This window comes from Streptomyces sp. NPDC017529 (assembly GCF_044329785.1).
Lineage (GTDB): Bacteria > Actinomycetota > Actinomycetes > Streptomycetales > Streptomycetaceae > Streptomyces.
Genome location: NZ_JBIRJY010000003.1, coordinates 92024 through 105628, shown reverse-complemented (window position 1 = coordinate 105628; position 13605 = coordinate 92024). Strand labels below are relative to the sequence as shown.

Below are 13605 nucleotides of genomic sequence, written 5' to 3'. Positions count from 1 at the left end.
TATCGTCGATGTGTGACTTGAAGTTTCAAGTACTTTGATCGTGATCGCGACCGGCCCGGCCGGGCAGACAGCCCGGCCGGCCGTCAGACAGGAAAGAGCGCTCGTATGACCTCCCCCCTCAGCCCTCTCAGCAGCTACGGCAGCGGTGCCGACGACCGGCATGCCGCGACTCCGCACGCGTACGACGTCGGCCTGCTGGTGCTGCGGCTCGCGGTCGGGCTGACCATGGCCGCGCACGGTGCGCAGAAGCTGTTCGGCTGGTTCGGCGGGGGCGGGCTGGACGGGACGGAGCAGTTCTTCACGGCCAGCGGGTATCCGGCGGGCAAGGCGATGGCCGTGGTGGCCGGGCTCAGCGAGACGCTGGGCGGTCTCGGGCTGGCGGTCGGGCTGCTGACGCCGCTGGCCGGCGCGGCGATCGTCGGCACGATGGTGAACGCGCTGGCGGTGAAGTGGGGCGGCGGGTTCTTCGCGCCCGAGGGCGTGGAGTACGAGCTGCTGCTCACGGCGGGTGCGGGGGCCCTCGCGCTGACCGGTCCCGGCCGGTACGCGATCGACCGGCTGCTGCCGGTCCTGCGTGCGCACCGGCTCGCGTACGGCGTGGCCGCCGTGGTGCTCGGTGTGGTCCTGGCGGGCGTGATTCTGCTGCTGCGGAAGTGACGCCCGGCGGGGAAGACGAAGACGACGGACGTGGGAGATGTGGGAAGTGAGGGATTGACGTGAGTGTGCGGCGGTTGAACCACGCGGTGCTGTATGTGCGTGACGTCGAGCGCGCCGTGGCTTTCTACACCGAGGCGCTCGGGTTCCGGGTGGACACCGAGGTGCCGGGGCGGGCCGCGTTCCTCAGTGCCGAGGGGACGGCCAACGACCACGACCTCGGGCTGTTCGCGGTCGGCGACCACGCGCCGGGCCCCGAGCACGGCCGGGTGGGCCTGTACCACCTGGCCTGGGAGGTCGGCACCCTCGGCGAGCTCGCGGACATCGCGGCCGAGCTGGCCGGGCGGGGCGCGCTGGTGGGCGCCACCGATCACCTGGTGTCCAAGTCGCTGTACGCGAAGGACCCGGACGGCAACGAGTTCGAGGTCATGTGGCGCGTGCCGCGTGCGGACTGGCCGGGGGCGGACGAGCCCGACCGGCTGCTCCCGCTCGACCTCGACGCGGCGCTGGAGCGCTGGGGTCCCGGGTTGAAGACGGGCGCGGCGGCCGGTTCGGCGACCTGAGGAGGGGCGGCGGCCGCCGAGGGACGGAAGCCCCCGAGGGGCGGAAGCCGGTCGCGGCCCGCTCCGGGGGAGCGCCGGAGCGTGCCGCGACCGGCCGGGGACCGGGTCAGACGGTTTCCGGGGTTTCCGTCTCCCCGGCCCTCGCCGTCGTCGGCGCCGTCCGCGCCGTCCCCGTCGTCCGCGCCGCCCAGCGTTTCTCCACCCCGGCCAGCCGCCAGTACGCCAGGGCCGCGGCCCAGACCACCACGAACAGGCCGACGATGATGAAGCCGACGTTGTCCAGGTCGATGGACGAGATCCAGCCGGTGACGTCGTCCTTCAGGTCCAGCTTCTCGTGCAGGACGCTGACCAGCTCGATGGTCCCGATGAAGAACGCGACGGCGATCGACAGGCCGGTGATCGTGAGGTTGTAGTAGACCTTGCGCACCGGGTTCGAGAACGCCCACTGGTACGCGAAGTTCATGAACGTACCGTCCAGCGTGTCGAACAGGCTCATTCCCGCCGCGAACAGCAGCGGCAGGACCAGGATCGCGTACCAGGGCAGGCCGGCCGCGGCGCCGCTGCCCGCCATCACCATCAGGGTGACCTCGGTCGCGGTGTCGAAGCCGAGGCCGAAGAGGAAGCCGAGCGGGTACATCTGGCCGGGGCGGGTGATGGAGCGGGTGAAGCGGCCCAGGACGCGGTTCATGAAGCCGCGGGAGTCGAGGTGTTCCTCCAGCTCGGCCTCGTTGTAGCGCCCCTGTCGCATGGCGCGGAAGACCCGCCAGATGCCCGCCAGCGCGACGAGGTTGAGCGCGGCGATCAGGTAGAGGAAGGTGCCGGAGACCGTGGTGCCCACGGTGCCGAGAACCTGGTGGGTGCGGGATTCGTCGTCGAGCAGGGTGCCCGCCAGCTGTGCGCCGCCGGCGACCAGCGCGGCCATGGCGACGACCACGCTGGAGTGCCCGAGCGCGAACCAGAACCCCACGGAGACCGGGCGCTTGCCGTCGGCCATCAGTTTGCGGGTGGTGTTGTCGATGGCGGCGATGTGGTCGGCGTCGAAGGCGTGCCGCATGCCGAGGGTGTACGCGGTGATGCCGAGGCCGACGCCGAAGACCTGCGAACCCACGGTGTAGTGGTTCGGCACGACGAGGAGGAAGAGCACGCCGAAGGCGACGACGTGCAGCGCGGCTATCACCGCCATCAGGCCCGCGGTGCGCACCGTGTCCTGACGCTGCCAGCGGAAGCCGGGCAGGGGGGAGGGCGAAGAGGAAGGGGAGGAAGGGGAGGAAGGAGAGGGAGGGGAGGGTAGGGGGGTGGGGGACAGGGGCATTCGGTGGTCACGCTCCAGCACCTCGTGGATCAGTTCGTGAGATGCCGTGGCCGGTCTCCTGGCTTACGGGTGAGCGCGCCCGGCCCGGCCTTCCCGGCCGCGGGCTGCGGACAGTGGCTCCGTACGGGCGTAGGCGCGTACGGAATGGGCGGGAACTTCCCGATCACAGTGGCGAGGGCCGCTCCGGCCTGGACCCGAAGGTCGTCACCGGTCTTCCCGAACACCACGGCCCGGACACTCTAACCTCCGGCACTCCAACCTCCGGAGGTGCGCGGCCACCGGGCCGATTCCGCGGGAACCGCGGGCCCCGTCCGCTCGACTACCTGGTCCGCGGCTCGCAGTGGCGGGCCGCCGGAGAGTCGAGCGGCAGGGGAGAACGGGCGTATGCGTCCTCGCGGGAAGCGGACGGCGACGACAACGGCTACGGCGACGACAACGGTGCTGGCGGCGGCGCTGGCGGTGGGGGTGGCCGCGCTGGCCACCGGATGCGGTGGCGCCGCCGGTGGTACGGGCGGGAGCGCCGCGGGCGCCCGGGACGGCGGCAAAGCCGGTTTCCCGGTCACGGTCACCGATTGCGACGGGCGGGAGACGACGTTTTCCGCTGCTCCGCGGAAAATCGTCACGAGCAATGCGTCGAGCCTGGAGATGCTGCTCCGGCTGGGGGTGGGTGACCGGGTCGTCGGTACGGGATTTCCGCCGGGTAAGGGAACGTTGCCGCCGGATCTGGACGCGCAGGCGCAGCGGGTGCCGGTGCTGGGCAAGGCGGTGATTCCGAAGGAGAAACTGCTCGGTTCCGGGGCCGATCTCTATATCGATACGTTCGCGTCGATGGGGAACATGGGCGGGGCGGCTGCCGCGCCGACCGACGAGGAGTTCGCCGCGTCGGGCATCAAGCACGTCTATCTGGCTTCGACGGCATGCGCGCCGCGCAAGAAGGCGCCGCAGCGGGATCTGTCCGCCGTCGAGGGTGATATCCGGCGGCTCGGGCAGGTCACGGGCACCTCGCGGCGTGCCCTGCAACTGGTGACGGAGATGGAGAAGAAGGTCTCCGGAGTGCGGAAGGCCCTTGCGGACGTGCCCGCTTCGAAGCGGCCGTCGTATTTCTTCTTCGATTTCGACGCGGGTACGAAGCAGCCGGTGGCCGTCTGCAACCGGCAGGTGGCGCACGCGGTGCTGACCGAAGCCGGGGCGCGCAATGTCTTCGCGGACTGCGCGGGGGACTTCAAGCCGGTGTCGTGGGAGGACGTGGTGGACAAGGACCCGGACTGGATTCAGTTGGGCGTACGGAACCGGGGGAGTGCTGCCGCGAATGAGAAGGCGTTCGACGAGGCGGAGCAGTTCTTGAAGGGATTTGCGGGGACGGCGGGGTTGCGTGCCGTGAAGGAAGGGAAATTCCTGCGCATCGGCTCCGAGCAGACGACCATCGCGGGGGTCGGCAACGCCGACACGGTGCGGCGGATCGCGGAGACGCTGTACCCGGACCGGCTGGGCGGGGCCGGGGCGGCGGGCCGCTGATGCCTCGTACGACGCTCAAGGCCCGTACGCCACCCGAGGACCGTACGCCACTCGTGGCCCGTACGCCGCGAAAACCCCGTACGCCATGGCTCGCCGTCGCGCTGCTGCTCGCGCTCCTCGTCGCGCTGACCGCCGCCGTCTCCTTCGGCGCCACCGACATCGCTCCGGCGGAGGTGTGGTCGGTGGTGTTCCGGCGGCTGGGCGGGCAGCCGCCGAGGCCGGGCACGAACGACCTGATCGTCTGGCAGTTGCGGGTGCCCAGAGCGCTGCTCGCCGCGTTGGTCGGCGCGGGTCTCGGGCTCGTCGGTACGGCCACTCAGGCGCTGGTGCGCAACCCGCTGGCGGACCCGTACCTCCTGGGCATCTCCAACGGCGCGTCGCTCGGCGCGGTGGCCGCGATCGTCCTGGGCGCGGGCGCTGTGGCCGGTACGGGCGGCGCGTTCGGCCTGGCCGGGGGGTTGGGGCTGTCGCTGGCGGCCTTCGCGGGGGCGCTCGCCTCGTTCGCGCTGGTCTGGACGCTGGCCCGCAGGGGCGGCGGCTTCGCGCCGCTGCGGCTGGTGCTCGCCGGGGTCGGCATCGGGCAGTTCCTGGCCGGGATCACCAGCTATCTCGTGCTGCAGGCCGGGGACGAACAGCAGACGCGCGGCGTGCTGTTCTGGCTGATGGGCAGCCTCGGCGGCGCCACCTGGAGCACGCTGGTCCTGCCGGCCCTCGCGGTGCCGGCCGGGCTGCTGGTGCTCCAGGCGCGGGCCCGCGCGCTCAACGCGCTGACGATGGGGGACGAGACGGCGGCGAGCGTGGGCGTGGACGTGGTCCGGCTGCGCCGGACGCTGTTCGTGGTGACCAGCCTGCTCACCGGCGTACTGGTGGCGGTGTCCGGGGCGGTGGCCTTCGTGGGGCTGATGGTGCCGCACCTGTGCCGGCTGCTCGTCGGCGGCGACCACCGCAGGCTGCTGCCGCTGGCGGCGCTGACCGGGGCGCTGCTGCTGGTCGTGGTGGACATCGTGTGCCGTACCGCGATGGCCGACCAGGAACTGCCGGTGGGCGTGGTGACGGCGCTGGTCGGCGCGCCGGTACTGCTGTACGTCCTCGACCGCCGGCTGGGAGCGGGATCGTGAGCGTGGAAGCACGGGCGCGAGCCGGTACGGACGCCGGTTTGCGGATCGACATCGAGGACCTGCGGGTGTCCTACGCCGGGCGGTGCGTCGTGGCCGGTGTGCGGCTGATGGCCGCGCCGGGCGAGATCGCGGGCGTGGTCGGCCCGAACGGCAGCGGCAAGTCCACGGTCCTGCGCACCGTGTACCGGCATCTGCGGCCGGACGCGGGCCGGGTGCTGCTGGCCGGCGAGGACGTCGGTGCCATGCCGGCGACGCGGGCCGCGCGGCACATCGCCGCCCTTCCCCAGGAACGCGGCAGCGACTTCGAACTCACCGTCCACGAGGTGGTGGCGATGGGCCGCACCCCGTACAAGCGGGCGTTCGCGGGCGACGACGCCGCCGACCGGGAGACGGTGGCCCGCGCTCTGGCCGATGTGGGGCTGGCGGAGCACGGCGGGCGGCGGTTCTCCGCGCTCTCCGGCGGCGAGCGGCAGCGGGCCCTGCTCGCCCGCGCCTTCGCGCAGGTCCCGGACGTGCTCGTGCTGGACGAGCCGACGAACCACCTGGACGTACGGCACCAGGTCGAGCTGCTGGGCCTGCTGCGCGACCGGGCCTGTACGACGCTCGTCTCGCTGCACGACCTGAACGCGGCGGCCGCCGTCTGCGACCGGCTGCACGTGCTGCACGAGGGGACGGTGGTGGCGTCCGGCGCCCCGCGCGAGGTGCTGACGCCGGACCTGCTGGCCGAGGTGTTCGGGGTGCGGGCGGCGGTGGTCGACCACCCGCTGACGGGGGACCCGCTGATCGCCGTCGACCAACGGCGGACCGTTCGAAGAGGCACCGGCCACTAGAGAAGCACGGCCGCTAGAGGGGCACCGGCCGCACGGCCTCATCCGCGTAGTGGCTCGGGCGGCCGTCCCGGTGGACGAGCCGGCCGTGCTGCGCCGCGTCGGCCGCGCGCATCAGCCGTACGCTGCCGTCCGGCCGGCGCACCACGCACGCGTGCCACGGCGTCATCCAGGCGTCGGGCGCGTCGAACAGCCGGATGCCGAACTTCTCGGCGCCGCGCGGCTGCGGGTGGATGGACAGCCGTATGGCGTCGGGGTGGTGGTCGGCGATGAGTGCGCCCCAGGCGCGGCTGCGCCGGATGACGCCGTAGGCGCGGGTGCGGCAGGCGCGTTGCAGGGCTGAGCGGGTGCCTTCGAAGCCGGTGGTGTCCTCGAACAGGAAGCGGGTGATGCCGCGGTAGAGGCGCAGCGTCTCGCCGTCGCCGGCGGCCGCGCCCCGGGTCTCGGCGCGCAGCGAGTCCAGGGCGGGGGCGTACCGGGCGTCCACCTGCGTGCGTTTGGCGGCGCTGGGCAGGTCTCCGTAGACGTCGCGCAGGTCGAAGGTGGTGAGGTGGGACAGCCCGGCCGTACGGATCATCGCGCGCAGCGCGTCGTTGTACGCGTCGACGTCCGGGTCGGTGACGCCGATCAGGTCGCTGAAGAGGTGCCCGTCGGAGCAGATGACGAGCCGTGCGCCCGGCGCGTACAGCTCCCCGATCCGGGCGCAGAGCCGGTCGAGGAAGCGCAGGGCGAGGCGTTCGCCCTCGTCGGGGAGGCGGCCGAGGACCTTGGCCGGGTTGGGGGACTTGCAGGGGAAGCCGGGGAGGGTGAGGAGGATGGGGCGCCGGGCGGCCACCAGGGCTTTCAACTGCTCCAGTTGATACGGGAAGTGGGCGGGGGTGGCTTCTCCGGAAGCCGTCGTCTCCAGGGTGCGGCGGTGCGGGAGGAGGCTGGCGAGGATGGCGGTGGCCGTGACCGTGCTGTTCATCGGGCCTCTCCGCGCGAGCCGTACGTGACCGGGAGCGCGCTGACGCCCCGCGCGAGCACCGCCGGTATCCAGTCCAGGTCGCTGTCCGGCACGGCCAGTCGCAGGTCCGGCAGGCGGCGGAGCAGCGTCTCCAAGGCGATGTGCAGTTCGGCGCGGGCCAGTGCGGCGCCGGGGCAGAAGTGGATGCCGTGGCCGAAGGCCAGGTGGGGGTTGGGGGAGCGGCCGGGGTCCAGGGTGTCGGGCGCGGGGAAGCGGGCGGGGTCGCGGTTGGCCGCGCACAGCGAGACGATCACGGAGTCGCCCGCCGGGACCCGGGTGCCGTGCAGCTCGGCGTCCTCGGCCAGGAAGCGCCAGGTCGTCAGCTCGAAGGCGCTGTCGTACCGGAGCAGTTCCTCGACGGCGCGGGGGAGCAGCGCGGGGTCGTCGCGGAGCGCCGCGAGGTGGTGCGGATGGCGGAGCAGGGCGGTCAGCGCCGTGGTGATCTGGTTGGTGACCGGTTCCTGGCCCGCGACGAGCAGCTGGAAGATCATGGAGTCCAGTTCGGCGCCGCTCAGGGCGCCCTCGTCACGGGCGGCGACCAGCCGGGAGAGCAGGTCCGTGCCGCCTTCCCGTCTCTTGTGGCGGACGAGGCCGGCGATGTAGCCCTGGAGGCCGCGGAGTCTGGCCTCGTAGGCGGGGCGGCCGGGGTCGTCCGGGCCGACGGGCTGGACGACCTTGCCCCAGTCCCGGTCGAAGCGCTCGGTGTACTCCGCCGGCAGGCCGATGACCTCGGCGAGTACGAGGAAGGGGAAGCGGGCGGCGAACGACTCGACCAGATCGGCGGACGCCCGGCGCCCGGGGGCCGCGGGCGGCAGCGCGTCCAGCAGCGCGTCCGCCAGGCGTTCGAAGCGCGGCCGGAGTTCCGCCACCCGCCGGGGTGTGAACGCGTCGGTGATCAGCCGGCGCATGTCAGTGTGCCGCGGCGGGTCTTGGTGCAGCAGGTGGACCTGGAGCTGTGAGTGCTGCGGCTCGGGCATGATCGAGGCGCGGGCGCGCCAGGCCGCGTTGCCCCGGGAGTGGTGCTTGCCCAGCCGGGGGTCGTTCAGCGTCTGGTGTGCGGCGTCGTAGCCGGTGACGAGCCAGGCGCACACGCCGCTCGGGAACCGGACGCGGTGGACGGGTCCGCGTGCGCGCAGCTCGGCGTAGAGGGGGTAGGGGTCGCGCTTGTAGTCCGCTCCGTGGAGGGGGAGCGGTTCGGGGAGGCGCATGGGTCGGGCTCCTAGTGGCGGGGCGGTCGGGGGTGGGGCTGGTCAGAAGGCGAGTTCGGGGCGGTGGTGGTCCAGCCACAGCGACAGGTCGACGACGCGTTCCAGGCGCAGGCGGTGGCCCCACTGGAGGTGTTCGGGCGGGGTGTCGAGGCAGGGCTTGACGGCGGTCTCGTCGACGAGGTCGCGGATACGGCCCTGGCCGGCCGCGAGCGCGTCGCGTGCCAGGTTCTGGAGGCCGCGGTTGTAGTCGGGGTGGTGGGTGGCCGGGTAGTGGTTCTTGGGGCGGTGGAGTACGGAGTGCGGGGCGAGGCGGGCGCCCGCGGCACGCAGCAGGCTCTTCTCCCGCCCGTCGAAGTCCTGGAGTTCGACGGGGGTGTTGAAGGCGTACTCGACGAGCCGGTGGTCGCAGTACGGCACCCGGACCTCCAGTCCCTGCGCCATGCTGAGCCGGTCCTTGCGGTGCAGCAGCTGGCTCAGCCAGCGGGTCAGCGACAGGTGCTGGAGTTCGCGGCGGCGGTGCTGCGCGGGTGTCTCGCCGTCCAGGTGCGGTACGGCGGCCAGCGCCGAACGGTGGGTGTCGGCCTGGAACTCGCCGACGCGCAGCGTGTCCGCCAGCGCCGGGTGCAGCGGCATGGCGGCCTCGTCGCTGGTCACCAGCAGCCACGGGAAGGTGTCGGCGGCCAGCGCCGCGGGATTGCGGAACCAGGGGTAGCCGCCGAAGACCTCGTCGGCCGCCTCGCCGGACAGCGCGACCGCCGAGTGCCGGGCCATATCGCCGAACAGCAGGTACAGGGAGGTGTCCATGTCGCCCACGCCGATGGGCGAGTCGCGGGCCGCCACGACGGCCGCGCGGTGTGCCGGGTCCAGCAGGGCCTGCGGGTCGAGCACCACCAGGTGGTGGTCGGTGCCGATGAAGGCGCCCGCCTCGGCCGCGTACGGGGTGTCGTGGCCGGTGCGCAGGACGTCGCCGGTGAAGCGCTCGACCTGGTCGCTGTAGTCGACCGCGTACGAACGCAGGCGCGCCGCGGGCCCTTCCCGTACGCGCAGCTCGTCCGCCAGCAGCGCGGTCAGGACGGTGGAGTCGAGGCCGCCGGAGAGCAGGGTGCACAGCGGGACGTCCGCATCCAGCTGGGCGCGGGCGGCCCGGTCCAGGTGGGCGCGGACGGAGTCCACCGTCGCGGTGGTGCCGCTGTCGGTGTGCGGGCGTGCCTCCAGGCGCCAGTAGAGGCGTTCGGCCAAGCCGCTCCGGTCGAACACCGCCACGCCGCCCGGCTGCACTTCCCGCACACCGGACCACAGCGTCTCCCCGGTGCCGAAGACCAGCCCGTACGCCTCCCGCATGCCCTGCGCGTCGACGCGCGGGCGGCAGCCGGGGTGCGCGAACAGGGCCTTGGGCTCGGAGCCGAAGACGAGGCCGCCGGGTATCTCCGCGAAGAAGAGGGGTTTGACGCCCAGCCGGTCGCGCACCAGGAGGAGCCGTTCGCGGCGCGCGTCCCAGACGGCGAAGGCGTACATGCCGTCCAGGTGGCCGGTGAGGCCGTCGCCCCACTCCTGGTAGGCGCGCAGGAGGACTTCGGTGTCGCTGCGGGTGGTGAAGTGGTAGCCGCGTGAACGGAGTTGGGTGCGCAGGGCGTGGTGGTTGTAGATCTCGCCGCTGTAGGTGAGGACGACGTCCGGGGGTCCGGGCGCGGTCATGGGCTGCGTACCGCCCGGGAGGTCGAGGACGGCCAGGCGCCGGTGGCCGATCGCGGCGTGCGGGCCGCACCAGGTGCCCGAGGCGTCGGGCCCGCGGCGGGCGAGCGCGGCGGTCATCCGCTCGATGACGGGGGGCTGGGCGCGGGGGTCCTCGCGGTACGAGATCCAGCCGGTGATGCCGCACATGCGCGGGGCTCCTTCGCGGGTGGGTGGAACAGGCCGGTGTCCGCGTACGCGCCCGGTGCCGGCCTCGCGCACGCTTCATCCAGTGGTCGGCCGGAAGGTGCGGCGAGTTCCCGCCGGAACACGGGAATTGCGGTGCGGCGGGGCGGCACATCCACAGGTAGTCGGCGCGGCGCCCGTGCTGGTTCCGGCGGGCGGGAAGGACAAACCTCACGTGGGGCGGCAGGCGTTCGCGGCGGGGGTGCGGGCCGTCGGACGTGCCACGATGGCTGCGCCGAGCGGCCCGGTCGCGCCGCCGGGCCCCGTGCCGCGCGTGCCTCGTTCCGCCTTCCGATTTCCGCCTTCCGTCTTTCGCCTCCCGTTTTTCGCTGTCCTTCTTCCGCTTTCCTTCTTTCGTTCGTGTATCGGAGTGGCCATGCCTTTCGTCCGGCGTCTGTCATCCGCGCTGCCCGCGAAACCGGTGTCCGGGTTCGTGGCGCTGCTCGTCGTCCTGTTCGTGTGCGCGTACGCGGCCGGGACGGCCGCCGGGCCCGTGGCGCCGGGCATCCGTCCGGGCGTCCAGCCCTCCGGGCCTCAACAGCCCTCGGGTGGCGACGGCATGGCCGACATGGGCGGCATGTGATGAGCGAGCGCGTCACCGTGCTGACGGTGGGCGGGATGACCTGCGCCGCGTGCGTGGGCCGGGTGGAGAAGAGGCTCGGCAGGCTCGACGGGGTGACCGCCTCGGTGAACCTGGCCACCGGCAAGGCCCGTGTGCGCCACCCGGCCACGCTGCCCGTCGGCGACCTGGTGGCGACCGTGGAGGCGGCGGGGTTCACGGCACAACCACCGGAGCCCGTACGGCAGTCCGCGCTCCCGGCCGGCGAGGAGCCGGCGCACGCCGAGCGCGACCGCCTCCTGCTCACCGCGCTGCTGTCCCTGCCCGTCCTCGTCCTCTCGATGGTCCCCGCCTGGCAGTTCCGCAACTGGCAGTGGCTCTGCTTCACGCTGACCGCGCCGGTCGCCGTGTGGGGCGCGCTGCCCTTCCACCGCCGTGCGGCACGCGGCCTGCGGCACGGCGCCGCGACCATGGACACCCTGGTCTCGCTCGGCGTGGCCGCCTCGTTCGCCTGGTCCGCGTACGCGCTCTTCCTGAGCGGCGGCACCGCGCACCTCTACCTGGAGGCGGCCGTCGGCGTACCGCTGTTCGTCCTCGCGGGGCGGCGGCTGGAGGCCGGGGCGCGCCGCGGAACGGGTTCGGCGCTGCGGTCGCTGGCCGGACTGGTCGGCAAGGACGTGTCCGTACGGGTACCGGCCGACGGTACGGAACACGGCGACACCGTGGAACGCCGTATTCCGGTGTCCCGGCTCCGGGTCGGCGACCTGTTCCTCGTACGGCCGGGGGAGCGGGTGGCCACCGACGGCACGGTGGTCGAAGGGAACTCCGCCCTCGACCTGTCCCTCGTCACGGGGGAGAGCCGCCCGGTGGAGGTCGGGCCGGGCGCGGCGGTCGTCGGCGGCGCGGTGAACTCGGGCGGGCTGCTCGAAGTACGGGCCGCCGCGGTCGGCGCGGACACCCGGCTGGCCCGTATCACCCGGCTCGTGGAGGAGGCGCAGACCGGCAAGACCAGGGTGCAGCGCCTGGCCGACACGGTGGCGGGGGTCTTCGTGCCGGCCGTGCTGGCGGTGTCCGTCACCGTCCTCGGCTTCTGGCTGGGGGCGGGCGCCGACCCGCAGGCGGCGGTGACCGCGGCGGTGGCCGTCCTGGTCGTCGCCTGCCCCTGCGCGCTCGGACTGGCCACCCCCACCGCCCTGCTGGCCGCCACCGGCCGGGGCGCGCGGCTGGGCATCCTCGTCAGCGGGCCGCGCGCCCTGGAGCGGCTGCGGCGCATCGACACGCTGGTGCTCGACAAGACCGGCACGCTCACCACCGGGCGGATGAGCGTGGTCGCCGTCACGGCACGCGCGGCCGGGGCCGCCGCCACCCCCGGTGTCCCGGCGGACGAAGCCGTACGGCTGGCCGCCGCCGTCGAGCACGGCTCCGAACACCCGCTGGCGCGCGCCGTCACGGCGTACGCCGCGGCCCGCCGCGAAACCCTCGGCGACCGCCGCCCGCTGCCCGTTGCGCGCCACTTCGCGGCGACCGCCGGGCACGGCGTGACCGGTGAGGCGGACGGCCGGAAGGTGGCCGTGGGGCGGCCTGGCGAGCCGTCGGAACTGCCCGTTGCGCTCGGGGACGCGGTCCGCACGGCCGAGTCCGCGGGGCACACCGCCGTGCTGGTGACGGTCGACGGCGCACCGGAAGCCGTCATCGCCGTCGGCGACTCGCTGCGGCCCGACTGCTACCGGGCCGTCGACCACCTGCGGCGCCTGGGCCTGCGGCCGGTGCTGGCCACCGGGGACCGGGAGGCCACCGCGCGCGCCGTCGCCGGGCACCTGGGCATCACGGAGATCCACGCCGGCGCCCTGCCGGAGGAGAAGGCCGCGCTGGTCACCACGTTGAAGGAGCACGGCGGCCGGGTCGCGGTCGTCGGCGACGGGGTCAACGACGCGGCGGCCCTGGCCCGCGCCGACCTCGGCATCGCCATGGGCAGCGGTACGGACGCGGCGATCGGCGCCGCCGACGTGACCCTGATGCGCGCGGACCTCCAGGCGATCCCGGACGCCGTACGGCTGGCCCGGCGCACGCTGGGCACCATCCGCGCCAACCTGGTCTGGGCCTTCGGCTACAACCTCGTCACCGTGCCGCTCGCCGCCGTCGGCCGGCTGGACCCGATGATCGCGGCCGCCGCGATGTCCGCGAGTTCGCTGCTGGTGGTGGGAAACAGCCTGCGGCTGCGGGCGTGGCGCCCGGGAGGACGGGCGGCCGGTGGGCTTCGGCCCGCCATCTCCGCCGCAGCCGACGAGCCCCGCGCCTCCTCCGCACTCTCCCGGGACACCGCATGACCCAGTCTCTCTCCGCCGCGCGCGCCGCTCTCCGTTCCGCCGCCGTCCCCCTGCTCGCGGGGGCGCTGACGCTCGGCTGCCTCACCGCCTGGACCGTGAGCGGGAACGCGGGCACCCCGGCCCGGCTGCGCGTGACCGACGGCCGCGTCCTGGTCCCCTCCAATACGGAAGCCACCGCGGCCTTCTTCACCATCGGCAACACCGGCACCACCGCCGACGAGCTGACGGGCGTCACGGGACCCGCCGGGCACCGGGCCATGGTCGGCCGCGACGTCGAAATCGCCGAAGGCGCGCACCGCATGGAGATGGCCGGTGCCGTGGCCGTCCCGGCGCGCGGCGAACTGCGCATGTCGCCCACCGGCGTGGACGTGATGGTCAGCCCGCCGCCGCGCCTCACCCCGGGCGACCGGCTCACCTTCACGCTGCACTTCCGCGGCAGCGGGCCCGTCACGGCCGAGGCCGTGGCCGTACGCCCGGGGCGCCTGGAGCCGTGAGACCCGGTGTCCCGGGCCGGACCGGCCGACGGTCCGGCCCGGGACCCCCGCCGGGTCAGGCGGCGGCGCGCCCCGGCTCCGCCTCCGCCCCCAGCGGCACCCCCC

Annotated in this window: 12 protein-coding genes and 1 riboswitch; of the genes, 8 read left to right on the top strand and 4 right to left on the bottom strand. The window is 73.7% G+C overall.

Translation table 11 applies throughout. The annotated features are described in order from the left end of the window. Window positions 1–105 precede the first annotated feature (105 nt). The gene (locus ACH4K4_RS07805; RefSeq protein WP_360138002.1) at window positions 106–657 is read left to right on the top strand and encodes a DoxX family protein; all 552 of its coding nucleotides are present in this window, start codon (window positions 106–108) and stop codon (window positions 655–657) included. Between the two features lie 59 nt (window positions 658–716). Continuing rightward, window positions 717–1217 (top strand): VOC family protein, encoded by a 501-nt coding sequence (locus tag ACH4K4_RS07800; RefSeq protein WP_398165555.1) that lies wholly within the window; start codon window positions 717–719, stop codon window positions 1215–1217. A gap of 106 nt (window positions 1218–1323) precedes the next feature. Here ACH4K4_RS07800 and ACH4K4_RS07795 read toward each other — a convergent pair whose 3' ends face one another. Continuing rightward, window positions 1324–2550: a HoxN/HupN/NixA family nickel/cobalt transporter gene (locus ACH4K4_RS07795; RefSeq protein WP_398165553.1), complete on the bottom strand. Its 1227-nt coding sequence runs from the start codon at window positions 2548–2550 to the stop codon at window positions 1324–1326. 9 nt (window positions 2551–2559) lie between these two features. Then, window positions 2560–2772: riboswitch (cobalamin riboswitch) on the bottom strand. A 198-nt stretch (window positions 2773–2970) separates the two neighbouring features. On the opposite strand from ACH4K4_RS07795, the gene ACH4K4_RS07790 reads away from it, so the two are divergent. The 3 genes from ACH4K4_RS07790 to ACH4K4_RS07780 are packed head-to-tail and all read left to right on the top strand — an operon-like array spanning window position 2971 to window position 5992. Further along, a complete protein-coding gene (locus ACH4K4_RS07790) occupies window positions 2971–4044 on the top strand; it encodes an ABC transporter substrate-binding protein (protein WP_398166289.1) in 1074 nt (357 codons plus the stop codon). Further along, window positions 4044–5162 carry a FecCD family ABC transporter permease gene (locus ACH4K4_RS07785; protein WP_398165551.1) on the top strand — a complete coding sequence of 373 codons (1119 nt, stop codon included), beginning with the start codon at window positions 4044–4046 and terminating at the stop codon, window positions 5160–5162. Before ACH4K4_RS07790 ends, ACH4K4_RS07785 begins: the two co-directional genes overlap by 1 nt. Before the next feature lie 38 nt (window positions 5163–5200). Next, the gene (locus ACH4K4_RS07780; protein ID WP_398166288.1) at window positions 5201–5992 is read left to right on the top strand and encodes an ABC transporter ATP-binding protein; all 792 of its coding nucleotides are present in this window, start codon (window positions 5201–5203) and stop codon (window positions 5990–5992) included. Between the two features lie 13 nt (window positions 5993–6005). On the opposite strand, the gene ACH4K4_RS07775 is transcribed toward ACH4K4_RS07780, so the two are convergent. From ACH4K4_RS07775 to asnB, 3 genes are read right to left on the bottom strand one after another with little or no spacing between them, the layout of a single operon-like run. Then, window positions 6006–6956 carry an L-tyrosine/L-tryptophan isonitrile synthase family protein gene (locus ACH4K4_RS07775; RefSeq protein WP_398165550.1) on the bottom strand — a complete coding sequence of 317 codons (951 nt, stop codon included), beginning with the start codon at window positions 6954–6956 and terminating at the stop codon, window positions 6006–6008. Then, a complete protein-coding gene (locus ACH4K4_RS07770) occupies window positions 6953–8203 on the bottom strand; it encodes a cytochrome P450 (protein WP_398165549.1) in 1251 nt (416 codons plus the stop codon). The genes ACH4K4_RS07775 and ACH4K4_RS07770 overlap by 4 nt, the downstream gene beginning before the upstream one ends. A gap of 42 nt (window positions 8204–8245) precedes the next feature. Next, the gene (gene asnB, locus ACH4K4_RS07765; RefSeq protein WP_398165548.1) at window positions 8246–10084 is read right to left on the bottom strand and encodes an asparagine synthase (glutamine-hydrolyzing); all 1839 of its coding nucleotides are present in this window, start codon (window positions 10082–10084) and stop codon (window positions 8246–8248) included. A gap of 412 nt (window positions 10085–10496) precedes the next feature. Between asnB and ACH4K4_RS07760 the strand changes: the two genes are divergently transcribed. From ACH4K4_RS07760 to ACH4K4_RS07750, 3 genes are read left to right on the top strand one after another with little or no spacing between them, the layout of a single operon-like run. Next, window positions 10497–10703: a hypothetical protein gene (locus ACH4K4_RS07760; RefSeq protein WP_398165546.1), complete on the top strand. Its 207-nt coding sequence runs from the start codon at window positions 10497–10499 to the stop codon at window positions 10701–10703. Beyond that, on the top strand, window positions 10703–13006 hold the full coding sequence (locus ACH4K4_RS07755) for a heavy metal translocating P-type ATPase (protein ID WP_398165545.1): 2304 nt from the start codon (window positions 10703–10705) through the stop codon (window positions 13004–13006). Before ACH4K4_RS07760 ends, ACH4K4_RS07755 begins: the two co-directional genes overlap by 1 nt. Next, window positions 13003–13500, top strand: coding sequence for a copper chaperone PCu(A)C (locus ACH4K4_RS07750; protein ID WP_398165544.1), 498 nt, complete (start codon window positions 13003–13005; stop codon window positions 13498–13500). Before ACH4K4_RS07755 ends, ACH4K4_RS07750 begins: the two co-directional genes overlap by 4 nt. The last annotated feature ends 105 nt before the right edge of the window (window positions 13501–13605 follow it).